Source organism: Vibrio xiamenensis, from assembly GCF_900100015.1.
Taxonomy (GTDB): domain Bacteria; phylum Pseudomonadota; class Gammaproteobacteria; order Enterobacterales; family Vibrionaceae; genus Vibrio; species Vibrio xiamenensis.
This window is the reverse complement of record NZ_FNDD01000023.1, coordinates 1-26,097: the sequence shown is the minus strand read 5'-3', so window position 1 is coordinate 26,097 and position 26,097 is coordinate 1. Positions and strand designations below refer to the sequence as shown.

Below are 26,097 nucleotides of genomic sequence, written 5' to 3'. Positions count from 1 at the left end.
GTCATTTTATGAAGGTTATTGCGCTCTCTATACTGTGACTAGATTCACAGAACAACATGGTGGAGACAATGACAAAGGTTGGAAATGGGTTGCTGACAATTGGCCAAATTGCGGTGTTATCGCTTATCTGGTTGGGCGCCGATGGGGTGGTGCGCGCATTGCATTTACCTATTCCTGCTAACTTAACTGGCATGCTATTTCTCTTGCTGTTAGTGCTTTGCAAAGTGGTCAATGTTGAATGGTTTCGTCGTGGCGCCTCTTGGCTCCTGGCTGAAATGCTGTTGTTTTTTGTGCCGGCGGTGGTTGCGGTGGTCAATTATCAAGATTTGCTGGAACAGCAAGGATTGAAAATCATGACGGTATTGGTGGTGAGTACCATTTTGGTTATCGCCTCAACGGCTTGGGTAGTGGATAAATTGTATCGCTTTGAACTAAAGAGAGCGCGTAAGTCGCGTGCTTTAGCCAATCGAATCGCGCGCTAAGGAGAGGCAAGATGTTTAACTTGTCGTTTTGGGCGATCATCAGTTTGGCAATGACGCTGGCGTTTTACTACCTAAGCAAAGTGATCTATAAGAGAAAACGTAGCCTGCTATTTATGCCACTGATTTTCGCGCCAGTACTGTTGGTTGCCGCGGTGCTAAGCCTAGGTATACCTTATAGTGACTACATGGCTGATTCACATTGGCTACTATGGATGCTTGGCCCGGCAACTGTGGCGTTTGCGATACCGGTTTACGATAATCGCGAGTTGATTCGTCGTCACTGGATGTCGCTATCGGTCGGCGTGATGGTGTCAGTCTTGGTTGCGGTAACCAGTACCGTATTTATTGCGCGCTGGTTGGAGTTGCCAGAGCTATTGCAGCGCAGCATGGCAATGCGCTCGATCACCACACCTTTTGCGGTGGAAGCGACCAAAATGATTGGCGGTCAAAGCGATCTTACCGCGTTATTTGTGGTATTGACCGGTGTGATTGGCATGGCGGTTGGCGAGATAGTATTGGCGTTTTTCTCGATTCGTAGTCGGTTTGGTAAAGGTGCAAGCCTTGGAGCTTCAGCCCACGGCGCTGGAACGGCCAAAGCATATCAATTAGGCAATTCAGAGGGCGTGGTGTCGAGTGTGGTGATGATGATAGCGGGAATGATTACCGTGTTAATTGCTCCGCTTATCGGGACCGTGCTGTGGTAACTCGAGCGAGTCGTAGGATGAGATAAATAAAAAGCCCTAGCATAGACTAGGGCTTTTTATCATGGTTCTCAAAGGAATGTGTTTTGCAGAGAATCAGCCCTTTAGGCCGCTCCTCTCGAAGTCGTTAGTCTTCGAGCTCGGCAAGACACATCTCTTCGTATATTTGCTCACACCAGGCATTAACGCGTTGCTCGGTTAATTCTGGTTGGCGGTCTTCATCGATACACAAACCAACGAATTGGCTGTCGTCACTTTCTAATACCGCTTTAGACGCTTCAAATTCGTAGCCTTCGGTTGAGGTATTACCTAGGATAGTACCGCCTTTCGCTTCGACGATGTCACGAACTGTGCCCATCGCATCGCAGAAATATTCAGCGTAATCTTCTTGGTCACCGCAGCCGAAAATTGCAACAAGCTTGGTGGAGAAGTCGATTTGCTCAAGCTCTGGGAAAAAGTCATCCCAGTCACATTGTGCTTCGCCGTAATACCAAGTTGGAATGCCAAGCAACAGAAGATCGAAGTTATCGATGTCTTCTTTACTGCTTTTTGCAATGTCCTGTACATCAACTAATTTTTTGCCTAGTTGCTTTTGAATCATCTTCGCAACGGCTTCGGTGTTACCTGTGTCGCTACCAAAGAAGATACCTACACTTGCCATAGATTCGTTACCTTTACTCTTGTCAGTGATCAGCGAAAGGGAGTGTGATTAACCCAGTCCTGTTCCTTCCCAGCTCAGCTGAATGATGCCTTTGGCGATAAATCCAGCGCAGCCTAGAAACAGTACCATCCATACAATACGACGCCCAAAGGGAGGAACGTTACCGGACTTCAATACATCTTTGATGGCCATGCCAATAAGAAAGAAGATCGCGGCGAAAAGTAAATCTAATCCAATTGACTCGATGACGTTCATATAGTCGTAAAGCATAGAATCCCTTTATGCCAAGATTATTGCGCCGCACTATACCACTGTTATTGACCAAAGTTAATCGGTGTGCATCTTCAAGTGGTGTAATCCGCGCCTTTTTACATTATCGCGACGTTGTTAGTCTAAATTAGGCCAAAAAACGGCGAATTACCCGTAAAACTTCTGCGGGTTTTTCGGCATGCAACCAGTGGCCAGTATTGGCAATCACATGCGCTTTGGCATTTGGAAATTGGGCTTGGATCTGACTTTGATGCTCGGCTTGAAGGTAGTCTGAGTCTGCGCCTTTAACAAATAACGTCGAGATGGGAGTCGGCTCGACTGCTTCCCACGCCAGGATATTGGTGTAATTGGCAAAAAGTGATGTAACGTTAAAGCGCCAAGCAAGGTGATCGCCATCTTTATATAAGGATTTGCTCAGAAATTGGCGCACGCCGTCCAGTTCAATATGCTGGGCTAATACATCTAGCGCTTGCTTTCTTGATGTCTGTTTTTGTTGTTCAACAGCATGTAAGCCAGCGAAAACGTTGTCGTGACGACGCACTTGATAATGCACTGGCGCCATATCTAACACGACTAACTTTTCTACTTTCGAGGTGGCTAAACTGGCGATTTTCATCGCGACTTTTCCGCCCATTGAATGACCAATTAGGGTGTAACGATCAAGGGATAAATGTTCAAGCAGAGCGATGACGTCTTGCGCCATCGATTGGTAATCGTGAGTGGCGCTGTGGAAAGATAACCCGTGGTTGCGTAAATCGATACTCAGCACTTGATAGTCATTGACCAAGTCACGTGCCAGCAGACCTAAGTTATCCAAATTACCAAATAATCCATGGATCAAAACGATGGTGTGACCCGCACCCTGAAGTTTATAGTTGAGCTGTTGTGACATTTTTTATCTTATTCGTGACTGGTTTATCGTAGAGTCTCGGCGAAGATCTCGTTATAATTCCCCCGAGTTTAAACATAGAGATTGTGAAAAGCGAATGAAAACAATAGAGGTTGATGAGGATCTATACCGTTACATCGCAGGCCAAACCCAACACATTGGTGAAAGTGCATCTGATATTCTAAGACGCCTTTTAAATGTCGATGGTCAAGCCAACAACAGTAAAAGTGAAGTAGCAGTTGCCGCACCAGTGAGTGAGCCTAAAGGGATTGTCGTTAGCAAAGATGCTGGCGTAGAGACCACTTACGACTTGGTTAAAGAGATGCGCGGTCTACTGATTTCAGATGAGTTTGCTGGGCTAAAGAAAGCGATCGATCGCTTTATGTTGGTTCTATCAACTCTGTACAAGTTGGATTCAGACGCTTTTTCTGAAGCCACTCAAGTCAAAGGACGCAAACGTGTTTATTTCGCTGATAATGAACAGACATTATTGGCAAGCGGTACGACCACCAAACCTAAGGCAATTCCTAACTCGCCATTTTGGGTTATCACCAACACCAACACCAGCCGCAAGCGTCAAATGATCGATCAATTGATGACGCGAATGAACTTTCCTGCGGAGCTGATCGAGAAAGTCACTTTGTCGATTTAATGAAAAGTCGGATCAAAGCCTCATAAATGATACAGTGCATCTGGTTATTATGAGGCTTTTGATTTCTCATCATTATTTCAAAAAAGGATGTCATGATGGCTAACCACCCTAGAGCGGGCCAAAAAGCGCAGCAGCAAGATCTACACAATATTCCTGCGTTGGTTTCGAACTACTTTTTACTGCAACCAAACCCAAGCAATCCAGAACATAACGTTCTGTTTGGTACTTCGGGTCACCGCGGCAGCGCGGATAAATCGACGTTTAACGAAAATCATATTCTTGCCATTGCTCAAGCTGTAGCGGAAGTTAGGGCTGCTCAGGGCACAACTGGGCCATTGTTTGTTGGTAAAGACACTCATGCGTTGTCTGAACCTGCCTTCGCCAGCGTTGTTGAAGTTCTGGTTGCAAACGGTGTTCAAGTGATTGCTCAGCAAGAGGGCGGTTATACGCCGACACCGGGTATTTCACATGCGATTCTGAAGTATAATCTCGCGCATGATGAAAAAGCGGATGGTATTGTTATTACTCCGTCACACAACCCACCACAAGATGGTGGTATCAAATACAACCCAGTGCATGGCGGTCCTGCGGAAGCGGAGTTAACTCAAGCGATTGAAGATCGTGCCAATGCGCTGATTGCCGAAGGTCTTGCTGGCGTTAAACGCATGGATCTTGCGAAGGCGAAAGCCAGCGAATTGTTTATTGAGCGCGATCTGGTTAAGCCATACATTGATGACCTAGTCAATGTTATCGATATCGAAGCGATTCAGAAATCAGGTCTTAAAATTGGTGTTGATCCACTTGGTGGTAGCGGCATCGATTACTGGCGCCAAATTGCTAAGACTTACAACCTAGATATCACGCTCGTCAGTGAAGCCATCGATCCGACTTTCCAATTCATGTCGCTCGATAAAGATGGCGTTGTGCGTATGGATTGTTCATCGCCTTACGCGATGGCGGGTTTGTTAGCGCTCAAAGACCAATATGATTTGGCATTTGGTAACGACCCAGACTACGACCGTCACGGTATTGTTACGCCAAAAGGCTTGATGAATCCAAACCACTACTTAGCCGTGTGTATTGATTACCTATTCCGCCATCGTCAAAACTGGGCGCAAAACGTTGCCGTAGGCAAAACCTTGGTTTCAAGTGCGTTGATTGACCGTGTGGTTGCAGACCTTGGCCGTGAATTGTGCGAAGTACCGGTTGGATTTAAATGGTTTGTTGATGGTTTATACAACGGCAGCTTTGGCTTTGGCGGCGAAGAGAGCGCGGGCGCTTCCTTCCTGCGTAAAGATGGCACGCCTTGGTCAACCGACAAAGACGGTATTATCTTATGTCTGCTAGCGGCGGAAATCACCGCTGTGACAGGTAAAAATCCACAGCAATATTACGAAGAACTGGCCGCTAAGCATGGTGAATCGCAATATAGCCGTATTCAAGCGGTTGCTAACGGGCCGCAAAAAGATGTGTTGAAAAAGCTATCTGCTGAAATGGTGAAAGCCGATACCCTAGCAGGCGATGCGATTACTGCACGCCTAACTCATGCGCCAGGTAACGGTGCGGCGATTGGTGGTTTGAAAGTCACTACTGATAACGGCTGGTTTGCTGCGCGTCCTTCAGGTACCGAAGATATCTACAAAATCTATTGTGAAAGCTTTAAAGGTGCAGAGCACCTTAAGCAGATTGAGCAAGAAGCTCAAGATATCGTTAATCAAGTATTCGCGGAAGCTGGTTTGTAATTCGCGTTTCACTTGAAATACGAAAAAGGCGACGTGACTACGTCGCCTTTTTTATTGGTCATTGGGCCAGCTATTATTCACGACAAACCAAAATTCGCCGTCGCAGGCCTGGGCGTGGATAAAGCGTCCGCTTGGCTGTGACAATGGCTGGTCAAATGTTTCCAATCCGCTTGCCCATTGCTGTTTTTCAAGCGGGTAGAGCGGTTTGTTAATCAAAGGCCATTGGTGAAAGTAACACCATTTTCCGCTAATTTGGCTTTTGTCGAGCAAGTAGCCTTGGCATTCATCAGGCACAGGTTCAGGCTCAAAAGGGTTGATGTATAAGCGCCCTTGAATCAGTAAGTGCTCGGATAACTGCGCGTATTGCGGTTTTTGCGCGATAAATTGAGGATGATACGTCAGTTTCAGTTGATGGCTGAGCATGCGGTTGAGTTTTTTATCCAGTCGGTCGTGCGCATTCGGCCCGTACCATTTCCCTTGGCGCAGTAAATAGAACTTAATCGCCACTTCCCAGTGCTGCATTTGCTTGCTTTGACGGTCTTCTAGAATGAAATCCACCGCGCCAAGCGTTTGGCCTTGTTGATTGATTTGAATCTCTTCTTCCCTGATGGCAAAGCGCTCGGAAGACTCAAACACCTGAGAGCACAAATATTGATAAACAAAGCCAAGCCTTTGATTTCCTTGATAGCTAAACGGATGTTTTGGCTCGATAGGCGCATCAAACGCGGTGAAATCTTCAAACGGCGGTGTGGTATGAAATAGGGAAGGGGTATGAACAATCCAATTAAAAAATGCCTTCATGGTGATGGTGCACGCTGTGTTGAATTCATTATTTCGACATTGTAACGTGAAATTGTTATAACGGCTCACATTGAACTAGATGGGAAGCAAGAATGAATCATCTCGAGTTAGAAAAACGATTAAACGCCGAATTGGCACCGCATCTGATTAAAGACTACTGCCCAAATGGTCTACAGGTCGAAGGTAAAGAGCAAGTGCGTAAGATTGTCACCGGCGTTACCGCTTCAAAAGCCTTAATTGAATACGCCGTTCAGGTTCAGGCTGATGCGATTTTGGTTCATCACGGTTATTTCTGGAAGGGCGAAGCGGCGGAAATTCGTGGCATGAAAGGAGCGCGGATTCGCCAACTTGTCAAAAATGATATCAATTTGTACGCCTATCATTTGCCGCTTGATGTTCATCCTAGCCTTGGTAATAACGCTCAATTGGCTGCGCTACTTGATATCGAAGTGCTTGGCGGCCTTGAGCCAACACCACAATCTGTTGCCATGTATGGCAGGCTTAAACATCCAATGACAGGGAAGGAGCTTGCAAATAAAATCGCGCAAGTGCTAACCCGCACGCCGCTGCACATTGAGCCGGAATATAATGCCGAGCAAGTGATCGAGACCATAGGTTGGTGCACTGGCGGTGGTCAGGATTTTATTGAATTGGCGGCATCGCAAGGGTTGGATGCGTTTATTTCCGGAGAGATTTCAGAGCGTACTACCTATTCAGCGCGCGAGCAAAATATTCATTATTTCGCTGCAGGTCATCATGCGACCGAACGTTATGGCGTGAAAGCGCTAGGGGAGTGGTTAAGCCGTGAATATAAGCTTGATGTGGAGTTTGTCGATATCGATAATCCGGTTTAGTTTTCAGGTAATAAATGAGTTATCAGGTAATAAAAAAGCGAGCTTTAGAGCTCGCTTTTTTTATCGTCATCTCACTCATTCACGTTCGTGTAATGGGCTGAATTCACGTTGTTTTTCACCAGTATAAAGCTGACGAGGGCGACCAATTCGGTTGGTCGGATCGCTGTGCATTTCATTCCAGTGCGCAATCCAGCCAATGGTACGAGACATGGCAAAGATTACCGTAAACATTGAAACTGGAATGCCGATGGCTTTTAGAATAATACCTGAGTAGAAATCGACGTTCGGGTAGAGTTTCTTCTCAACAAAGTATTCATCAGAAAGCGCAATGCGTTCAAGTTCCATCGCAACGTCTAGAAGTGGATCTTCGATGTTCAATTCAGACAACACTTCATGACATGCTTCACGCATGACTGTTGCGCGAGGGTCATAGTTTTTGTATACGCGGTGACCAAAGCCCATCAAACGGAATGGGTCATCTTTGTCTTTCGCGCGGTCAACGTATTCAGGAATGTTGTCGACACTGCCAATTTCTTCCAACATTCTCAAACATGCTTCATTTGCACCACCGTGTGCAGGGCCCCAAAGCGATGCAATACCCGCAGCAATACATGCAAATGGGTTAGCACCTGAAGAACCAGCCAAACGTACGGTTGATGTTGAAGCGTTTTGTTCATGGTCCGCGTGTAGGGTAAAGATCTTATCCATTGCACGAGCCACGACCGGGTTCACTTCATACTCTTCGCAAGGATTTGCGAACATCATGTGTAGGAAGTTTTCTGCGTAGCTTAGGTCGTTACGCGGGTAGATGAAAGGTTGGCCAATCGAGTATTTATAACACATCGATGCCAGTGTCGGCATTTTTGAAATCAGACGATAGGCCGCAATTTCACGGTGAGAATCGTTGTTGATGTCCAAAGAGTCGTGGTAGAACGCCGCCAGTGCACCAACCACACCACACATGACGGCCATAGGGTGGGCGTCACGGCGGAAACCGTGGAAGAAGCTCGCGATCTGTTCATGAACCATAGTGTGGCGTGTTACGGTTTTCTTGAACGTTTCGTATTGCTCACGTGTAGGGGCTTCGCCATAAAGCAGGATATAGCAGACTTCTAAATAATCAGCATTATTGGCTAATTGATCGATTGGGAAACCTCGGTGCAGTAGTACACCTTTGTTACCGTCGATATAAGTGATTTGAGATTCACAAGATGCAGTGGCAAGAAAACCTGGGTCAAAGGTAAAGTAACCATTGGCTCCAAGTTTACGAACGTCGATCACTTCCGGTCCTAATGTACCATCCATAATCGGCAGTTCGATTGGCGCTTTGCCCTCAATATGAAGGGTCGCTTTCTTATCTGCCATAACAATCTCCTTTGTTTATTATTAATCCGTCCAGGATGTTTGTGTGCCATTTTTTTACGTGCGTTCCGAGATAAAGTCAATCGTTCTCCTCGGATGTGTGCACTTGTTATGATTTTTTGAACGGATAAAGTTAAAAACCTGTTCTGTGTAGCAAAAATTGTTACATCAATTGTATTAGAATGTTGCCAGCCGTATAGTGGCTCAGTGAATTATGGTGAAAACCTTATAAATTCAAGGCTAGAAACAAATAAAACTCAATGTTTTTAATCTTGATGTTAACATTTTTTTTACAATTAAGTGCTGTTAACTGACTCTCCACTTGTTAAATAAATGTAACTTTTTGGGTTTTCGACCTGATTTTCGTTTATAACTATAAATGCTCAATGGAGCAGAGTGAGCAAGCCCGTGAAAGAAAGAAAGTCAAGACCTGTTAATTTAGATTTGCAGACCATTCGCTTTCCGATCCCAGCAATCGCTTCTATCCTTCACCGTGTGTCAGGGGTGATAACGTTTGTATCGGTCGGTATACTGCTTTGGTTATTATCCATTTCCCTCTCATCCCCTGAAGGTTTCGCGCAAGCATCGAGCATTGTCGATGGTTTCTTCGTGAAATTTATTCTATGGGGCATCCTAACCGCATTGGCCTACCACATTGCTGGTGGTATTCGTCATCTTCTGATGGACCTTGGTCATTTTGAAGAGCTAGACACTGGTACATTGAGTGCCAAAGTGGCATTTGGTGCGACTGCCGTTCTGTCTGTACTTGCGGGGGTAATGGTATGGTAAAAAGTATTTCCTCATTTGGTCGTAATGGTGTTCACGATTTCCTACTGATTCGTGCAACAGCCATCATTATGACGCTCTACACGATTTATCTGGTTTGCTTTTGCGCATTCGCAGATATCAATTATGCATCCTGGACCGCGTTTTTTGGTGGCACTTTTACCAAAGTGTTTACCATGCTTGCCTTAGTTTGCGTACTGATCCACGCCTGGATCGGTTTGTGGCAAGTTCTTACCGATTATGTCAAATGCGCTAAGTTACGAGCCTTTCTTCAGTTAGGTGTTATCGCGGTATTGTTTGGCTATCTGTTCTCTGGTCTATTTACTCTGTGGGGTGTGTAAGTGTCTATTCCAGTTCGCGAATTTGACGCCGTTGTAATCGGCGCCGGTGGTGCAGGCATGCGCGCTGCACTGCAAATCTCTGAGCAGGGCTTAAGCTGTGCTCTACTTTCTAAAGTATTTCCTACTCGTTCTCATACCGTTTCTGCTCAAGGTGGTATTACCGTTGCTCTCGGTAACTCACACAAAGACGATTGGCAATGGCATATGTACGACACCGTAAAAGGTTCCGACTACATCGGCGACCAAAATGCGATTGAATACATGTGTAAAACTGGCCCGGAATCGGTCATTGAACTTGAAAAAATGGGCTTGCCATTTTCTCGTTTTGACAACGGCTCAATTTATCAGCGCCCATTTGGCGGCCAGTCAAAAGAGTTTGGCGGTGAGCAAGCGGCGCGTACGGCTGCTGCTGCTGACCGTACTGGTCATGCGCTATTGCACACGCTCTATCAGCAAAACATCAAACACAAAACTACGATTTTCTCAGAATGGTACGCGCTTGACTTAGTGAAAAACCAAGACGGCGCAATTTTAGGTTGTACCGCTATCTGTATGGAAACGGGTGAGATTTGTTACTTCAAATCGAAAGCGACAGTGCTTGCAACCGGTGGTGCAGGTCGAATCTACGCATCGACCACGAACGCGCACATCAACACTGGTGATGGTGTTGGTATGGCGCTGCGTGCTGGTGTACCAATGCAAGATATGGAGATGTGGCAGTTCCACCCAACCGGTATCGCTGGTGCTGGTGTATTGGTCACCGAAGGTTGTCGTGGTGAAGGTGGTTACCTTCTCAATAAAGATGGCGAACGTTTTATGGAGCGTTACGCGCCAAACGCCAAAGACTTGGCTGGTCGTGACGTGGTTGCTCGCTCAATGATGATTGAGATCCGTGAAGGTCGCGGCTGCGATGGTCCATGGGGCCCACACATCAAACTGAAACTCGATCACTTAGGTAAAGATGTGCTTGAGTCGCGTCTGCCTGGTATCTGTGAATTGTCGCGTACATTTGCCCACGTCGACCCAGTTAAAGAACCGATTCCTGTTATCCCAACCTGTCACTACATGATGGGTGGTGTACCAACGCAAGTTTCTGGTCAAGCGTTGAAGCAAAATGCTCAAGGTCTTGATGTTGAAGTTCAAGGTCTGTTTGCTTGTGGTGAAATCGCTTCTGTTTCTGTGCATGGTGCGAACCGTTTAGGCGGCAACTCGCTACTTGACCTTGTCGTATTTGGCCGCGCAACCGGTCTACACTTAGGTGAAACTCTGGCTGCACAAGCAGAAGCTCGCCCGGCAACGGAATCGGATATCGAAGCGTCACTCGCGCGTACCATGCGTTGGGAAAATAGCTCGAAAGGTGAAGACCCAGCGGTAATTCGTAAGGATCTACAGACTTGCATGCAAAACAGCTTCTCGGTATTCCGTGAAGGCGAAGCGATGGCAACAGGTCTTGAAGAGCTTAAAGTGATTCGCGAACGTCTCAAAGATGCGCATTTGGCCGATAAGTCTAAAGAATTCAACACTCAACGTATCGAATGTTTAGAATTGGATAACTTGATGGAAACAGCGATTTCAACCGCTGTTGCGGCGAACTACCGTACTGAAAGTCGTGGTGCCCACGCGCGCTTTGACTTCCCAGAGCGTGACGATGCCAATTGGCTGTGTCACTCGATTTACAACCCAGAAACTGGTGAGATGAGCCGCCGTGACGTCAATATGACGCCGGTGCATCGTGATGCGTTCCCACCGAAAGTTCGTACATACTAAGGGAGGATTGAACTATGAAATTGAACTTCTCTGTGTATCGTTATAATCCTGATGAAGACAAAAAGCCTTACATGAAGGATTACGAGCTTGAGGTAAAAGAAGGCTCCGATATGATGGTGCTGGATGCTTTGATTCTGTTAAAAGAACAAGATCCATCACTGGCTTTTCGCCGCTCTTGCCGTGAAGGTGTGTGTGGTTCCGATGGTCTAAATATGAACGGTAAAAACGGTTTGGCGTGTATTACACCACTTTCAGCGCTGTCTGGAAGCAAAATCGTAATTCGTCCCTTGCCAGGGCTGCCGGTTATACGCGATCTTATCGTTGACATGACACAGTTTTACGATAACTATGCGAAAGTTAAGCCGTTCTTGATTTCTGACGGTGACTTACCGCCATCTCGAGAAAACTTACAATCTCCAGAAGAGCGTGCACACCTGGACGGATTGTACGAATGCATCATGTGTGCATGTTGTACAACTTCGTGCCCATCTTTCTGGTGGAACCCTGATAAGTTTATTGGCCCTGCGGGTCTGTTAGCTGCCTATCGTTGGCTGATTGATAGCCGTGATACAGCGACTGACGAACGTTTATCGAACCTCGACGACGCCTTTAGTGTGTTCCGTTGTCATGGCATCATGAACTGTGTCAGCGTGTGTCCAAAAGGACTGAATCCGACCAAAGCGATTGGTCACATTAAGTCTATGCTGGTTAACCGCTCGGTGTAATTAAAAGTACTGTTCTTGTCGGCGACATCGTCGCCGACGTTAAATGAGCTCGGCGTAGACCGAAGCAAACGTGAAAACTACTGGTAAAGGGAAAATATGCACAACGGCGTGATGAAGGCATGGCTCGAGTCTTCACACTTGGCTGGCGCCAATGCAACGTACGTAGAAGATCTCTACGAACAGTATCTCAGTGACCCCGACCTGGTAAGTGAGGAGTGGATACGTGTTTTTGATGAGTTACCTAAGAACTCAGAAAATGTAGCTGAACAGCCGCATTCACGTGTACGCGACTACTTCCGGAGACTCGCACAAGAGACAAAGCATTACAGTGTCCAAGTTAGTGATCCTGATGTCGATGCGAAACAAGTAAAAGTCCTGCAGCTGATCAACGCGTACCGTTTCCGCGGTCACGAAGCAGCTGAATTAGATCCTTTAGGTCTATGGATTCGTCCTCCTGTGGCGGAATTAGACCCAGCATTTCATAATCTTACCCAAGACGATTCCGAAGAAACCTTTAACGTCGGCTCTTTTGCCATTGGCCAAGAGACGATGGCGCTCAAAGATATCCATACTGCGTTAAATAAGATTTACTGCGGCTCGATCGGTGCAGAATATATGCACATGACGGACACCGAACAAAAACGTTGGATTCAACAACGTCTTGAATCGGTCGTTGGTCAACCATCCTTTACAGCAGAAGAAAAGAACACCTTCCTAGAAGAGTTAACTGCAGCTGAAGGGCTAGAGCGCTACTTAGGTGCTAAGTTCCCAGGTGCGAAACGTTTCTCTCTTGAAGGTGGCGACGCTCTGATTCCAATGACCAAAGAATTAATCCGCCACGCTGGCTCTAGCGGCATGCGTGAAGTGGTTATTGGTATGGCGCACCGTGGTCGTCTCAATATGTTGGTCAACGTATTGGGTAAGAAACCACAAGATCTGTTTGACGAGTTTGCTGGCAAACATGATGAAACTTGGGGGACTGGTGACGTTAAATATCACCAAGGCTTCTCTGCTGACTTTGCCACCGCTGGCGGCGACGTTCACTTGGCGCTGGCATTTAACCCGTCGCATCTTGAGATCGTTAACCCAGTAGTTATGGGCTCGGTACGTGCACGTCAAGACCGTCTAGGCGACGATGACGGCAGCAAAGTGCTACCGATCACCATTCACGGCGACTCGGCGATTGCGGGTCAAGGTGTGGTGGCTGAGACATTTAACATGTCCCAAGCGCGCGGTTTCCAAGTTGGCGGTACGGTACGTATCGTGGTGAACAACCAAGTTGGTTTTACCACGTCAAATCCAAAAGATACCCGTTCCACCATGTACTGTACCGACATTGCTAAAATGGTACAGGCGCCGATTTTCCACGTGAATTCGGACGATCCAGAAGCGGTTGCATTCGTTACTCGTATTGCGCTCGATTACCGTAACGAATTTAAACGTGACGTGGTGATCGATTTGGTTTGTTACCGTCGCCACGGTCACAACGAAGCGGATGAGCCAAACGCGACTCAACCGCTGATGTACCAAAAGATCAAAAAGCATCCAACACCACGTAAGCTGTACGCAGATGTGTTGATGGAGCGCGGTGAAAGCGATATTGAAACCGCTACTCAGTTGGTAAATGAATATCGTGACGCATTGGATCGTGGTGAAGTCGTGGTCAAAGAGTGGCGCCCAATGGCGATGCACTCGGTTGACTGGTCACCATATCTTGGTCACGAGTGGAACGACGCTTGGGCCGATAAGTTCGATACAACTCGTCTTATCGAACTGGGTAACCGCACCTGCCAGTATCCTGAAAGTCACAAGCTGCAAAGCCGAGTTAACAAGCTTTATACCGATCGTAAAGCGATGATGAACGGCGAGAAAGGCATCGATTGGGGTATGGCTGAAACCTTGGCCTACGCAACCTTAGTCGATGATGGCAAGCGCATCCGTATTTCTGGTCAAGATTCTGGACGCGGTACTTTCTTCCACCGTCACTCGGTACTGCACAACCAAACCGATGCCAGCACTTACATTCCTCTTTGCAACATCCATGATAAGCAAGGTCCGTTTGAAGTGTTTGACTCAGTATTGTCTGAAGAGGCGGTACTGGCATTTGAATACGGCTATGCGACAGCAGAGCCAGGCGGCCTAACCATTTGGGAAGCGCAGTTTGGTGATTTCGCCAACGGTGCACAAGTGGTGGTTGACCAATTTATTTCATCTGGCGAACAGAAGTGGGCACGTTTATGTGGTTTGACCATGCTGCTGCCGCACGGTTATGAAGGCCAAGGCCCAGAACACTCTTCTGCGCGTCTTGAGCGCTACTTGCAGCTGTGTGCAGAGCAAAACATGCAGGTCGTGGTGCCATCCACGCCGGCTCAGGTTTACCACATGATTCGTCGCCAAGTGGTGCGACCAATGCGTCGCCCATTGATTGTCATGTCGCCGAAATCGCTCCTGCGTCATCCAATGTGTACGTCGACGATTGAAGATTTGGCTGAAGGCACTTTCCAAGCCGCTATTCCTGAAGTTGATGAGTTGCCGGCTGATAAAGTCAAACGCGTCGTATTCTGTTCAGGCAAGGTGTATTTTGACCTACTTGAGCAGCGCCGCAATAACGAACAAGACGACGTTGCGATCGTACGTATTGAACAGCTTTATCCATTCCCATTGGAAGATGTTCAAGCCGCTATCGCAAAATACACCAATGTGGTCGATTATGTTTGGTGTCAGGAAGAGCCTCAGAACCAAGGGGCTTGGTACAGCAGCCAACACAATTTCCGCGCAGCGATTCCAACTGGCGCAGAACTGAAATACGCAGGTCGCCCAGCGTCGGCATCTCCAGCGGTCGGTTATATGTCAGTACATTTGAAACAACAGAAAGCGTTGGTTGATGACGCTCTGACCCTAGATTAAGAACTAGAAGTAAAAAGGATGAAACAGATATGACAATTGAAATTCTGGTTCCAGACTTACCTGAGTCGGTTGCAGATGCGACAGTGGCCACTTGGCACAAAAAGCCAGGTGATGCGGTTGAGCGTGATGAAGTCTTAGTTGATATCGAAACCGATAAGGTTGTTTTAGAAGTCCCAGCTCCAGAAGCGGGTGTCCTCGAAGCCATTTTGGAAGAAGAAGGTGCCACGGTACTTTCTAAACAGCTGCTTGCGAAAATTAAGCCTGGCGCTGTTGCCGGTGAGCCGACTAAAGACACCACCGCAGAATCGCAATCTTCGCCAGACAAGCGCCACAAAGCGACGTTGACTGAAGAAAGCAATGACGCATTAAGCCCAGCTGTACGCCGCCTATTGGCTGAGCACAGCTTAGAGCCAAGCCAAGTTAAGGGCACTGGCGTGGGCGGTCGTATTACTCGCGAAGACATTGAAGCGCACTTGGCCAACAAGCCAGCTCAAGCAGAAGAAGCGCAAGTTGCCGCGCCTGCTACGGCTCGAAGCCAAAAACGTGTACCAATGACGCGCCTGCGTAAAACAGTGGCGAATCGTCTATTGGAAGCGAAAAACAGCACAGCAATGCTGACGACATTTAACGAAGTAAACATGAAACCGATTATGGATCTGCGTAAGCAATACAAAGATGCATTTGAAGAGCGTCATGGTATTCGCCTTGGCTTTATGTCGTTTTACGTTAAAGCTGTGACTGAAGCGCTAAAACGTTTCCCTGAAGTTAACGCCTCGATTGATGGCAGTGATATTGTTTACCACAATTATTTCGATATCAGCATGGCGGTATCAACCCCACGCGGTTTGGTGACGCCTGTGTTGAAAGATTGCGACACTTTAGGTTTTGCAGATATTGAAAAAGGTATCAAAGAGCTTGCAGTCAAAGGTCGTGACGGTAAATTGACAGTTGATGAATTGATGGGTGGTAACTTCACCATCACTAATGGTGGTGTGTTCGGTTCACTGATGTCAACGCCAATTATCAATCCACCGCAATCAGCAATCTTGGGTATGCACAAAATTCAAGATCGCCCGATGGCGGTGAATGGCCAAGTCGAAATTCTGCCGATGATGTACTTGGCGCTGTCTTATGATCACCGTCTTATCGATGGCCGTGAGTCAGTTGGTTTCTTGGTAACGATCAAAGAATTGCTAGAAGATCCAGCACGTCTACTTCTAGACGTGTAATTCAAAGTGCGCAGGGGCTAACAGGAGGTTAGTCTCTGCAAACTTTATCTGGCTAGATAGCTCAACTTCTGGCCTTCATTTGAGTCGTATTGACGACTGAATTTGAGAAGCACCCTACAGACGTAAATCATAAGCTCGCCTTTGAGCTCAATGGAAATAATAAATCCCCTAAGGGATAAACTTACGGAATAACACAATGAATTTGCATGAATATCAAGCCAAACAGCTGTTTGCAGAATTCGGTTTGCCTGTACCGGAAGGTTACGCGTGCGATACGCCACAAGAAGCGGCGGAAGCAGCAGGTAAAATCGGCGGAGAAAAATGGGTTGTTAAATGTCAGGTACACGCTGGTGGCCGCGGTAAAGCGGGTGGCGTAGAACTGCATGACAACAAAGATGGCATCCGTGAATTCGCACAAAAATGGCTTGGCAAAAACCTTGTTACTTACCAAACAGATGCAAACGGTCAGCCAGTTTCTAAAATTCTTGTTGAAGAAGCGTCCAATATTGCTAACGAACTATACCTAGGTGCGGTTGTTGACCGCGCGAGCCGTAAGATCGTTTTCATGGCTTCAACAGAAGGTGGTGTCGAGATCGAAAAGGTCGCAGAAGAGACACCTGAACTTATTCATAAAGCGGCAATTGACCCACTCGTAGGCCCTCAAGCTTACCAAGGTCGTGAGTTGGCGTTTAAACTTGGCCTTCAAGGCGATCAAATCAAGCAGTTTGTGAAGATCTTTATGGGTCTTGGCACTATGTTCTCGCAGTACGACCTTGCGCTGCTTGAGATCAACCCGCTGGTGATTACTGGCGAAGGCAACCTGCTTTGTCTCGATGGCAAAATTAACATCGACTCTAACGCTCTTTACCGTCAGCCTAAACTGCGCGAAATGCACGACGCTTCACAAGAAGATGAGCGTGAAGCGCACGCTGCGCAGTGGGAGCTTAACTACGTAGCACTTGATGGCAATGTTGGCTGTATGGTGAACGGTGCTGGTCTTGCGATGGGTACGATGGACATCGTTAACTTGCATGGCGGCAAACCTGCAAACTTCCTTGATGTGGGCGGCGGCGCGACCAAAGAACGCGTAGCAGAAGCATTCAAAATCATCCTTTCTGATACCAACGTCAAAGCGGTATTGGTTAACATCTTCGGCGGTATCGTACGCTGCGATATGATCGCAGAAGGTATTATCGGTGCGGTGAAAGAAGTTGGCGTAAATGTACCGGTTGTGGTTCGTCTGGAAGGAACCAACGCAGACTTAGGTCGCGAAGTTCTTGCCAATTCTGATGTTGATATCATTGCTGCTGAGTCGCTAACTGACGCAGCGCTGAAAGTTGTTGCTGCTGCGGAGGGCAAATAATGTCGGTACTTATTAATAAAGACACCAAAGTCATTTGCCAGGGTTTCACTGGTGGTCAAGGCACGTTCCACTCAGAGCAAGCCATCGCTTACGGTACACAAATGGTTGGCGGTGTATCGCCAGGTAAAGGTGGTCAAACGCATTTAGGTTTGCCTGTGTTCAACACTGTCCGTGAAGCTGTGGAAGCGACCGGTGCAACCGCAACGGTTATCTACGTACCAGCACCTTTCTGTAAAGATGCCATTTTAGAAGCGATTGACGCAGGTATCGAGCTTATCGTTACTATCACTGAAGGTATCCCAACCACAGATATGATCGACGTGAAAGTGAAGCTAGAAGAGACTGGCGTGCGCATGATCGGTCCTAACTGTCCGGGTGTTATCACTCCTGACGAATGTAAGATTGGTATCATGCCAGGTCACATTCACAAGAAAGGTAAAGTCGGCATTGTTTCTCGCTCAGGTACGTTGACTTACGAAGCGGTTAAGCAGACAACTGACGAAGGTTTCGGCCAATCGACTTGTGTTGGTATCGGTGGTGACCCAATTCCAGGTTCAAACTTCATTGATATTCTGAAACTGTTCCAAGAAGACCCTGAAACTGAAGCGATCGTGATGATCGGTGAAATCGGTGGTACGGCAGAAGAAGAAGCGGCGGCGTTCATTAAAGAAAACGTCACTAAGCCAGTGGTCTCTTACATTGCTGGCGTAACAGCGCCTCCAGGCAAACGTATGGGCCACGCCGGTGCGATTATCTCAGGTGGTAAAGGTACTGCTGAAGATAAATTTGCGGCACTTGAAGCGGCGGGCGTGAAGACAGTTAAGTCGCTTGCTGAAATCGGTCAAGGTCTACGTGAAGTGACTGGCTGGTAATTTCTCAAAGCTTAAAACGAAAAGGTCTGGCAATTGCCAGACCTTTTTTGTGGGAGTAAATGAGAGTGAAACGCCAGTATTCTGAAATTACAGTGTCATCGCAGCAATCCAACCAAATACGATCAGTGGAATATTGTAGTGAATAAAGGTTGGTACCACCGTTTCCCAAATATGTTCGTGCTGGCCGTCTGCATTTAAACCTGACGTCGGGCCGAGAGTTGAATCTGACGCTGGTGAGCCTGCGTCACCCAGTGCGGCTGCGGTGCCGACTAACGCAATCGTTGCCATTGGCGAAAAGCCAAATGCGGCTGCTAGCGGAACGTAGATGGTGGCAATAATTGGAATGGTTGAGAACGATGAACCAATCCCCATAGTTACCAATAAGCCAACCACAAGCATCAATAACGCCGCCATCGGTTTATTGTCACCAATGCTGGTGGCAAGTGCTTGAACCAAAGATTCTACGCCGCCGGTTTGTTTCATCACCGCGGCAAAACCTGCCGCTGAAATCATAATAAAACCGATCATCGCCATCATGTGCACGCCTTTAGTGAACACATCATGGGTTTCTTTCCAAGCAATCACGCCACCAAAAGTGAACACCATGAAGCCCGCCAGCGCGCCGACAATCATCGAGCCTGTGGTTAACTGAACGGAGAGGGCCGCGATGATCCCAACCACCGCAACCACAATATTCTTGCGATTCAGTTCGTGGCTTGGGTTGGCGTCAACGTGAGTCAGGTCGGTTTCTTGGTATTCACGCGGTTTACGGTAGCTAAAGAAAATGGCAGTCAATAAACCAAACACCATGCCAGCGGCAGGCAGCAGCATGGCGGTCGGTACTTGGCTGGCGTCAACATGGGCGAGCCCGTTGTCGTGCAAGTTCTTAAGCAAGATGTTATTTAAGAAGATGCCACCAAAACCAATCGGCAATACCATGTAAGGTGTGATCAGGCCAAAGGTCAGAACGCACGCAATTAAGCGGCGGTCGACTTTCAATTTGGCAAACACGCCTAACAGTGGTGGGATAAGAATCGGAATAAAGGCGATATGGACCGGAATGATATTTTGCGATGACATGGTCATCAGAATCAGGGCAATCAATACCGTGTATTTGAGGCCAGTCGTCGCGGCGCCGGCTTCTTTGCCATGAATGCGTTTGATGACGCTACGCGCCAGTAGATCCGTGATTCCAGATTTTGAAATCGCCACCGCAAAGGTGCCAAGCATGGCATAACTCAGTGCGATGGTTGCACCGCCACCAAGACCACTTTCAAAGGCTGAGACGGTCTCAACCAACGGCATACCCGCAACTAAACCGCCAACGATGGCGCTAAAAGTCAGGGCAACAACGACGTTGACGCGCATTAAGGCGAGTACCAACATCACACAGACAGAAATAACAACAGGGTTCATTTTGGGCTCTAATCGTTTTTGTTCGCTATGTTTTCACTAAGCGATTTTTAAGCAAGCTTGGTTATTCGGCAGTTTCTAGTGGCCAGCCACCTAGGGCTTTCCACTTGTTGACGATACCGCAAAACAGTTCGGCAGTTTTTTCGGTATCGTACAGCGCAGAGTGTGCTTCTCTATTATCAAATTCCATTCCCGCGACTTTACACGCACGTGCAAGCACGGTTTGGCCATAAGCGAGGCCACTTAAGGTAGCGGTATCAAAAACGGCGAAGGGATGAAAGGGCACGCGTTTGAGTTTGGCACGTTCATTGGCCGCATTGACAAAGCTTAGGTCAAAATTGGCGTTATGCGCGACCATGATTGCTCGGCTGCAATTGGCGGCTTTTTGCTCTTTACGAATCTGCTTGTAGATTTCTTTTAACGCATGTTCTTCACTGACCGCGCCACGCAATGGGCTAAATGGGTCAAGGATTCCGTTAAACTCCAACGCTTCACGTTCAAGGTTTGCCCCTTCAAAAGGTTCGATATGAAAATGCATAGTAGTGGCAGGGTGAAGTTCGCCGTTTTCATCCATCGCCAATGTGATGGCGCATATTTCAAGCAGTGCGTCGGTGCTGGGGTTAAACCCTGCCGTTTCGACGTCGACAACCACAGGCAAATAACCGCGAAAGCGCTTGTTTAACGCGAGTTGATCATTGGTTTCGGTCATGTGAGTCCAAGTTGATGTGACAGGGTCGGCATTATTACAGATTCTGAAAGCAAGAAAAACTGCCAGCAGCAAGAAACTGCTTTTCGGTTGTTGGCGGGATTCTTGCATCATGGCACTAGAAATGCGTCAAGCGGCAATAAGTCGCCGAATTAAGCGGTACCAATAGAGATGACATTAAGACTAACACGAATGCCTGTGCTGATTGCAGCAACATTGCCAATTTGGGCGTTAGGCCCTGCGGTGGCAATGGAGCGCCACTATGTGGCGACCCCACAACAATCGACGTGGAAGATGATTACCGACACGCCGCTTGAGTGTCGGCTGATGCATTCGATTCCAAATTTTGGTGATGCTGAATTTTCTTCCCATGCCAGCAAAAAGATCAATCTCGATTTTGAACTCAAGATGCGCCGCCCAATGGGTGAAACTCGTGACGTCACTTTAGTCTCAATGCCGCCAGCCTGGCGCCCGGGTGACAGTGCAGAGCGCTTGACCGACATTACCTTTTTTAAACAGTTTGATGGCTATATTGGCGGTCAAACGGCGTGGAATATTTTAACCGAACTGGAAAAAGGTCGTTATCCAACCTTTAGTTACCAAGAGTGGCAAGGGCGCAATGAGCGTATCGAAGTGGCGTTGTCATCGGTGCAATTTCAGCCGCAGTACAATGCGTTTAGTGATTGCATAGCCAAGTTACTGCCTTACAGTTTTGAAGATATTTCGTTTACGATTCTGCACTACGACCGTAGCAGCGTCGAACTTAATAAAGCGTCGCAAAAACGTCTGGCGCAAATCGCCGAGTACATTCGTTACAATCAAGATATCGATTTGGTATTAGTCTCGACCTATACCGATAACGTCGACAGTAAAAGCGTCAGCCAAGACCTTTCCGAGCAACGTGCACAAGTGTTACAGAAATACTTTAAATCGCTGGGATTGCCTGAAGATCGAATCCAAGTGCAGGGCTATGGTAAACGTCGTCCGGTGGCCGATAACTCCTCACCGATAGGCAAAGACAAAAACCGCCGTGTGGTAATATCGCTTGGACGAACCCAAATATAGAAAAGAGCCTGCATAACGCAGGCTTTTTTAATTGAGTTTGAATTTAGCAATCAGGTTGCAGTTGGTGGCGGTATCAATGTCTTGCACCAAACGAGCAATCGTTGGGTTTGGGTGGCGCTTCATAAATTCAATCAGCGCTTTTTTGCAGCAGCCAACGGAATCAATGAATGCGCTACATTGGTTATTTGGACATTGTGGCACGACGGTTAAGACTTTTTCCGAGGCGAGTTGCAGGTACTTGAGCTCATAACTGCTGTCACCGACTCCGCGCCAAAAGTTGGCTAGGTTATGACATGAAATGACCGAAATCATCAAGCGATCTTCGATATCTATATCAACCGATTCCGACAACTCTTCGCTGACCGCCAACGCTTGTTGATAGTGAAGGATACTGCGTAGATGGTCATTCTCTTTACGCGCGATATCAGCCAGTAATGTGTGCTTTTCCCAGTTTTGGATTCCCATATTTGCCACTCCGTGTGAAGCAAGTTGGAAACATGTTAAATGATAATTATTATCAAGTAAAGCATAAAAGAAAAGGATGGTTCAACCATCCTTTTCTTAATTCTCTATAGGCTCGTAAAGGGAAATTACCCTTCTAAACCGGCAGATGCTTGGCGGTTTTGAATCAATTCAATCATATAACCGTTAGGATCTTTAACGAAAGCAATATGTGTTGTGCCACCTTTGACAGGGCCTGGTTCACGAGTCACGTTACCGCCTGCCGCTTTAATCGCGTCACAAGTCGCGTAAATATCGTCAACACCAATCGCGATATGGCCAAAGGCATTGCCTAAGTCATATTCTGAGGTGCCCCAGTTGTACGTTAGCTCGATAACTGCGCCTTCAGACTCATCGCCATATCCAACAAACGCAAGGGTGTATTTGTACTCTTTGTTCTCACTGGTACGAAGAAGGTTCATACCCATGACATCGGTATAGAACTTGATGGATTGCTCAAGATCACCCACACGTAACATAGTATGTAGAACACGACCGTTTGACATGATTTGCTCCTAGTTTTCTGGATAAATTTTCTCTTTGTACTCACACAAGTCTTCGATAATACAGCTACCGCAGCGAGGCTTACGTGCCACGCAGGTATAGCGGCCATGCAGAATTAACCAGTGGTGTACGTCGAGCTTAAATTCTTTCGGGACGACTTTAAGTAATTTTTCTTCTACGTCGTCAACATTTTTGCCCATGGCAAATTTGGTACGGTTTGAAACCCGAAAAATATGGGTATCGACCGCAATGGTTGGCCAGCCAAATGCAGTATTGAGCACCACATTGGCGGTTTTACGTCCAACACCTGGCAGAGCTTCTAACGCTTCGCGATTTTCAGGCACTTCGCCACCGTGTTGTTCCAGCAGAATTTTACAGGTTTTAATGACATTTTCAGCTTTTGAGTTGAAAAGGCCGATGGTTTTTATGTACTCCTTCACACCCTCAACACCGAGATCGTAAATCGCTTGTGGCGTATTAGCGACGGCGTAGAGTTTATCGGTCGCTTTATTGACGCTAACATCGGTTGCCTGAGCTGACAACAGCACGGCAATCAAAAGCTCAAACGGTGAGTTCCAGTTCAGCTCAGTTTGTGGATTCGGGTTGTTTTCTCTCAGTCGCTCTAATATTTGAACGCGTTTGGTGTTGTTCATTTTTAAGGCTGCTTCCGTGTTTTTATTATGGCGAGTGAAAGGTGCGAGCGAATCTAGTTAGTGACCCGCACCCGCTCGATATTGGGTTTTTCTGCCTTTGGCTGTCTGGCTGCAATTTGCTTGTCGATAACGTTTTTCAGCGCAATCAACAGACCGACGCCGATAAAGGCACCCGGTGGCATCAGTGCCAGCAGAAAACTGGTATCGAAATGGAACACTTCGATGCGTAGAGCTGAGGCCCAATCGCCAAGTAACAGATCGGCGCCATCAAACAAGGTGCCTTGGCCGATGATCTCACGCATTGCGCCAAGTACTACAAGGACGCTGGTCATGCCAAGTCCCATCCAAAGGCCATCTAAGGCTGAAGGCAGCGGATCGTTTTTCGATGCGTAAGCTTCGGCGCGGCCAATGATGATACAGTTGGTCACGATCAGCGGAATGAAGATGCCGAGCGACAAAAATAGCCCGTAGGCGTAGGCATTCATCAGCAGTTGAACGCACGTTACCAGCGCGGCAATGATCATCACAAATACCGGAATACGCACTTCTTTTGGCACATAATCGCGTACTAAAGAGACAATCACATTAGAGCTGACCAGGACCAAAGTGGTGGCAATACCAAGCCCTAACGCATTGGTGAGAGTTGAAGAAACGGCCAATAATGGACACAACCCAAGGAGCTGTACCAGCGCTGGGTTATTGTTCCACATGCCATTTTTTAAAAGCTGTCTATTTTCACTCATGGTCATTCCCACAGTCGAGAGGTTGATTGAGTATGTTTTGCTGGTTGGCTTGAACGTATTGTACCGTTTTCTTCACCGCTTTGACGACCGCGCGTGGGGTAATGGTTGCGCCAGTGAACTGGTCAAATTGCCCGCCGTCTTTGCGTACTTTCCAGCTGTCTTCGTTATCTTTGGTAACGGTTTTTCCGGTAAAACTTAAAATCCAATCGGTGATTCTAAGGTCGATTTTATCGCCCAATCCCGGAGTTTCAGCATGAGATAACACGCGAGTGCCTGAAATCGTGCCGTCGACGCGAATGCCAGTAATCAATTTGATGGCACCGTTATAACCATCCGGTGCGATTGACTCGATCGCAAGCCCAGTCGGTTCGCCGTTACGGGTTGCAATATAAACCGGCATCACTTGGTGAGTGCCAAGCATGGGGTCTGCAACCAGTGTACATGATTTGGTTAGATCATTATCGTGCATCGACTCAGGAATCACTTGGCTCAAAATCGACTTAAGTTGCAGCTGTTGCTGGTGGTCGATTTGATCTTCGGTTAACGCGTTGGTTATTGCAACCAGCCCAGTTGAGGCGCAAGCAAACAGCGCCAAAGTAAGACCATTTTTTCGAATTGCTTTCAACATCGTTTAGTGTCCGTAAGTGCGAGGTTTGGTGTAGTAGTCGATCATCGGAACGCACATGTTTGCCAATAATACTGCAAACGCTACGCCATCGGGGAACCCGCCCCAGCTGCGAATGATAAACACCAAAGCGCCAATCAAAGCGCCATATACTAAGCGCCCTTTATTGGTGGTTGAAGCCGAGACCGGGTCGGTAGCAATAAAAAACGCGCCAATCATGGTCGCACCCGACAACATGTGAATCACCGGCGATGCGGTTTCACCAGGCGTAAACAAGAAAAATGCGCAGCTAAACAGGCCAAGGCTGACTAAGAAACTGACCGGAATGTGCCAATGAATGACTCGCAGGCGCAGCAGTAATAGCCCGCCAAGTAAGTAGGCAAGGTTGACCCACTCCCAACCGACCCCGGCAAGCCCGGAGTATTGCGGTTTCGCTAACACTTCTTGCGCGGTATGGCCGGCCTTAATGCCAGTTTTAAAACTGTCGAGTGGTGTTGCCATGGTCACGCCATCGATGCCGGTGCGTACCTGCTGCAAAGACATGCCATCAAGGTTGAAACCGCTAAAAATGAGCGAGAATGAATCGCCAAGAGAAATATGCGCAGGCTGAAGATCTGCTGGCGCGACCCAACTGGTCATTTGAACAGGAAAGGATACCAGCAGCACCACGTATGCGACCATCGCAGGGTTAAACAGGTTTTGTCCAATACCGCCATAGAGGTGTTTGGCAATCAAGATGGCGAAAATAAGACCAATGGTGACCAGCCACCAAGGTGACAGTGGTGGTATCGCGACAGCGAGTAGCCAAGCGGTGACCAATGCGCTGTTATCGCGCAGCGCCGACATTGGATGACGTCTGCGCAGTAGCATGACTAAACCTTCCAGCGTCATTGCCAGTACGATGGCGAACAGCAACTGAATAATCGTGCCCCAACCAAAAAAGTAGGTTTGGGTTGCCAAACCAGGTAGGGCGGCAAGAGCGACCCATTTCATCAGATCGGCGGTGCTACGGCGATTATGCGCGTGCGGGGAACTCGCGATGAAAAAAGCCACTACTTATTCTCCTCAGGCTGATCATTAGGTTGTTGTTTAGCTTGTTGTTGTGCCGCTTTACGCGCTTTGGCGCGGGCAACCGCAGCAGCGACCGCGGCTTTTTTCGGGTCAGTGTCTTGAGTTTCTGCTTGCGGCTCAGCTTCGGTAGCGCCTTGCTGCTTTTCTGCTTTGCGCGCTTTAGCGCGCGCAACGGCGGCAGCGACCGCGGCTTTTTTCGGATCGGTTTCTTGGTCTTCCGATTGCGGCTCAGCGTCGGCGGCGCTTTGCTGCTTTTCTGCTTTACGGGCTTTGGCGCGTGCAACGGCAGCAGCGACCGCGGCTTTTTTCGGGTCGGCGTCTTGCTCTTCCGATTGCGGCTCAGCGTCGGCGGCGCTTTGCTGTTTCTCTGCTTTACGGGCTTTGGCGCGTGCAACGGCGGCAGCGACCGCGG

At 47.7% G+C, this 26,097-nt stretch carries 27 protein-coding genes and 1 pseudogene; 14 read left to right on the top strand and 14 right to left on the bottom strand.

Going from position 1 to position 26,097, the window contains the following annotated elements; translation table 11 throughout:
- The first annotated feature begins 68 nt into the window (after positions 1-68).
- Positions 69-482, top strand: a complete 414-nt coding sequence (locus tag BLS03_RS16940) for a CidA/LrgA family protein (RefSeq protein WP_093276638.1) — start codon at positions 69-71, stop codon at positions 480-482.
- An 11-nt stretch (positions 483-493) separates the two neighbouring features.
- Positions 494-1,186, top strand: a complete 693-nt coding sequence (locus tag BLS03_RS16935; protein WP_093276636.1) for an LrgB family protein — start codon at positions 494-496, stop codon at positions 1,184-1,186.
- A gap of 124 nt (positions 1,187-1,310) precedes the next feature.
- On the opposite strand, the gene fldA is transcribed toward BLS03_RS16935, so the two are convergent.
- From fldA to BLS03_RS16920, 3 genes are all read right to left on the bottom strand, one after another.
- Complete coding sequence (fldA, locus tag BLS03_RS16930) at positions 1,311-1,844, bottom strand: flavodoxin FldA (protein WP_093276633.1); 534 nt, start codon at positions 1,842-1,844, stop codon at positions 1,311-1,313.
- A gap of 48 nt (positions 1,845-1,892) precedes the next feature.
- Positions 1,893-2,114, bottom strand: a complete 222-nt coding sequence (locus BLS03_RS16925) for a DUF2788 domain-containing protein (RefSeq protein WP_093276630.1) — start codon at positions 2,112-2,114, stop codon at positions 1,893-1,895.
- A gap of 127 nt (positions 2,115-2,241) precedes the next feature.
- Positions 2,242-3,006: an alpha/beta fold hydrolase gene (locus BLS03_RS16920; RefSeq protein ID WP_093276629.1), complete on the bottom strand. Its 765-nt coding sequence runs from the start codon at positions 3,004-3,006 to the stop codon at positions 2,242-2,244.
- A 94-nt stretch (positions 3,007-3,100) separates the two neighbouring features.
- Here BLS03_RS16920 and seqA point away from each other — a divergent pair, with 94 nt between their 5' ends.
- Both seqA and pgm read left to right on the top strand, forming a co-directional pair.
- A complete protein-coding gene (gene seqA / locus BLS03_RS16915) occupies positions 3,101-3,655 on the top strand; it encodes a replication initiation negative regulator SeqA (RefSeq protein WP_093276626.1) in 555 nt (184 codons plus the stop codon).
- Between the two features lie 95 nt (positions 3,656-3,750).
- Complete coding sequence (pgm, locus tag BLS03_RS16910; protein WP_093276624.1) at positions 3,751-5,397, top strand: phosphoglucomutase (alpha-D-glucose-1,6-bisphosphate-dependent); 1,647 nt, start codon at positions 3,751-3,753, stop codon at positions 5,395-5,397.
- Between the two features lie 51 nt (positions 5,398-5,448).
- Here the strand turns inward: pgm and BLS03_RS16905 are convergent, their stop codons facing one another.
- Positions 5,449-6,198 (bottom strand): DUF1853 family protein, encoded by a 750-nt coding sequence (locus BLS03_RS16905; protein ID WP_093276621.1) that lies wholly within the window; start codon positions 6,196-6,198, stop codon positions 5,449-5,451.
- Positions 6,199-6,290: 92 nt separating this feature from the next.
- Here BLS03_RS16905 and BLS03_RS16900 point away from each other — a divergent pair, with 92 nt between their 5' ends.
- Positions 6,291-7,052 (top strand): Nif3-like dinuclear metal center hexameric protein, encoded by a 762-nt coding sequence (locus tag BLS03_RS16900; RefSeq protein WP_093276620.1) that lies wholly within the window; start codon positions 6,291-6,293, stop codon positions 7,050-7,052.
- A 75-nt stretch (positions 7,053-7,127) separates the two neighbouring features.
- Here the strand turns inward: BLS03_RS16900 and BLS03_RS16895 are convergent, their stop codons facing one another.
- The gene (locus BLS03_RS16895; RefSeq protein WP_093276617.1) at positions 7,128-8,417 is read right to left on the bottom strand and encodes a citrate synthase; all 1,290 of its coding nucleotides are present in this window, start codon (positions 8,415-8,417) and stop codon (positions 7,128-7,130) included.
- A gap of 393 nt (positions 8,418-8,810) precedes the next feature.
- Between BLS03_RS16895 and sdhC the strand changes: the two genes are divergently transcribed.
- From sdhC to sucD, 8 genes are all read left to right on the top strand, one after another.
- Positions 8,811-9,203 carry a succinate dehydrogenase cytochrome b556 subunit gene (gene sdhC, locus BLS03_RS16890; protein ID WP_093276615.1) on the top strand — a complete coding sequence of 131 codons (393 nt, stop codon included), beginning with the start codon at positions 8,811-8,813 and terminating at the stop codon, positions 9,201-9,203.
- A complete protein-coding gene (gene sdhD / locus BLS03_RS16885; RefSeq protein ID WP_093276612.1) occupies positions 9,197-9,541 on the top strand; it encodes a succinate dehydrogenase, hydrophobic membrane anchor protein in 345 nt (114 codons plus the stop codon). Before sdhC ends, sdhD begins: the two co-directional genes overlap by 7 nt.
- Positions 9,542-11,308, top strand: a complete 1,767-nt coding sequence (gene sdhA, locus BLS03_RS16880) for a succinate dehydrogenase flavoprotein subunit (protein ID WP_093276610.1) — start codon at positions 9,542-9,544, stop codon at positions 11,306-11,308.
- A gap of 14 nt (positions 11,309-11,322) precedes the next feature.
- A complete protein-coding gene (locus BLS03_RS16875) occupies positions 11,323-12,033 on the top strand; it encodes a succinate dehydrogenase iron-sulfur subunit (RefSeq protein ID WP_093276607.1) in 711 nt (236 codons plus the stop codon).
- A gap of 96 nt (positions 12,034-12,129) precedes the next feature.
- A complete protein-coding gene (gene sucA, locus BLS03_RS16870; RefSeq protein ID WP_093276605.1) occupies positions 12,130-14,940 on the top strand; it encodes a 2-oxoglutarate dehydrogenase E1 component in 2,811 nt (936 codons plus the stop codon).
- Positions 14,941-14,969: 29 nt separating this feature from the next.
- Complete coding sequence (odhB, locus tag BLS03_RS16865; RefSeq protein WP_093276603.1) at positions 14,970-16,169, top strand: 2-oxoglutarate dehydrogenase complex dihydrolipoyllysine-residue succinyltransferase; 1,200 nt, start codon at positions 14,970-14,972, stop codon at positions 16,167-16,169.
- A 196-nt stretch (positions 16,170-16,365) separates the two neighbouring features.
- The gene (gene sucC / locus BLS03_RS16860; RefSeq protein ID WP_093276601.1) at positions 16,366-17,532 is read left to right on the top strand and encodes an ADP-forming succinate--CoA ligase subunit beta; all 1,167 of its coding nucleotides are present in this window, start codon (positions 16,366-16,368) and stop codon (positions 17,530-17,532) included.
- The gene (gene sucD, locus BLS03_RS16855; protein ID WP_053395190.1) at positions 17,532-18,404 is read left to right on the top strand and encodes a succinate--CoA ligase subunit alpha; all 873 of its coding nucleotides are present in this window, start codon (positions 17,532-17,534) and stop codon (positions 18,402-18,404) included. Before sucC ends, sucD begins: the two co-directional genes overlap by 1 nt.
- 87 nt (positions 18,405-18,491) lie before the next feature.
- Here sucD and BLS03_RS16850 read toward each other — a convergent pair whose 3' ends face one another.
- Positions 18,492-19,820: a Na+/H+ antiporter family protein gene (locus BLS03_RS16850; protein WP_093276599.1), complete on the bottom strand. Its 1,329-nt coding sequence runs from the start codon at positions 19,818-19,820 to the stop codon at positions 18,492-18,494.
- A 61-nt stretch (positions 19,821-19,881) separates the two neighbouring features.
- Positions 19,882-20,526 carry a ribonuclease T gene (gene rnt, locus BLS03_RS16845; protein WP_093276783.1) on the bottom strand — a complete coding sequence of 215 codons (645 nt, stop codon included), beginning with the start codon at positions 20,524-20,526 and terminating at the stop codon, positions 19,882-19,884.
- A gap of 189 nt (positions 20,527-20,715) precedes the next feature.
- Here rnt and motY point away from each other — a divergent pair, with 189 nt between their 5' ends.
- Entirely contained in the window at positions 20,716-21,588 is an 873-nt protein-coding gene (gene motY / locus BLS03_RS16840; protein WP_093276597.1) for a flagellar protein MotY, read from the top strand.
- Positions 21,589-21,615: 27 nt separating this feature from the next.
- Here motY and BLS03_RS16835 read toward each other — a convergent pair whose 3' ends face one another.
- The 7 genes and pseudogenes from BLS03_RS16835 to BLS03_RS25710 all read right to left on the bottom strand — a co-directional run.
- The gene (locus tag BLS03_RS16835) at positions 21,616-22,053 is read right to left on the bottom strand and encodes a DUF2753 domain-containing protein (protein WP_093276592.1); all 438 of its coding nucleotides are present in this window, start codon (positions 22,051-22,053) and stop codon (positions 21,616-21,618) included.
- A 125-nt stretch (positions 22,054-22,178) separates the two neighbouring features.
- Positions 22,179-22,595 carry a lactoylglutathione lyase gene (gloA, locus tag BLS03_RS16830; RefSeq protein ID WP_093276589.1) on the bottom strand — a complete coding sequence of 139 codons (417 nt, stop codon included), beginning with the start codon at positions 22,593-22,595 and terminating at the stop codon, positions 22,179-22,181.
- A gap of 9 nt (positions 22,596-22,604) precedes the next feature.
- Positions 22,605-23,246 carry an endonuclease III gene (gene nth / locus BLS03_RS16825; protein WP_093276588.1) on the bottom strand — a complete coding sequence of 214 codons (642 nt, stop codon included), beginning with the start codon at positions 23,244-23,246 and terminating at the stop codon, positions 22,605-22,607.
- Positions 23,247-23,299: 53 nt separating this feature from the next.
- On the bottom strand, positions 23,300-23,989 hold the full coding sequence (locus tag BLS03_RS16820) for an electron transport complex subunit E (protein ID WP_093276584.1): 690 nt from the start codon (positions 23,987-23,989) through the stop codon (positions 23,300-23,302).
- A complete protein-coding gene (rsxG, locus tag BLS03_RS16815) occupies positions 23,982-24,617 on the bottom strand; it encodes an electron transport complex subunit RsxG (RefSeq protein ID WP_093276581.1) in 636 nt (211 codons plus the stop codon). Before rsxG ends, BLS03_RS16820 begins: the two co-directional genes overlap by 8 nt.
- Positions 24,618-24,620: 3 nt before the next feature.
- On the bottom strand, positions 24,621-25,667 hold the full coding sequence (gene rsxD / locus BLS03_RS16810; RefSeq protein WP_093276578.1) for an electron transport complex subunit RsxD: 1,047 nt from the start codon (positions 25,665-25,667) through the stop codon (positions 24,621-24,623).
- Positions 25,667-26,097: pseudogene (locus tag BLS03_RS25710) on the bottom strand (electron transport complex subunit RsxC); the annotation flags it as partial. The pseudogene BLS03_RS25710 and the gene rsxD, both read right to left, overlap by 1 nt.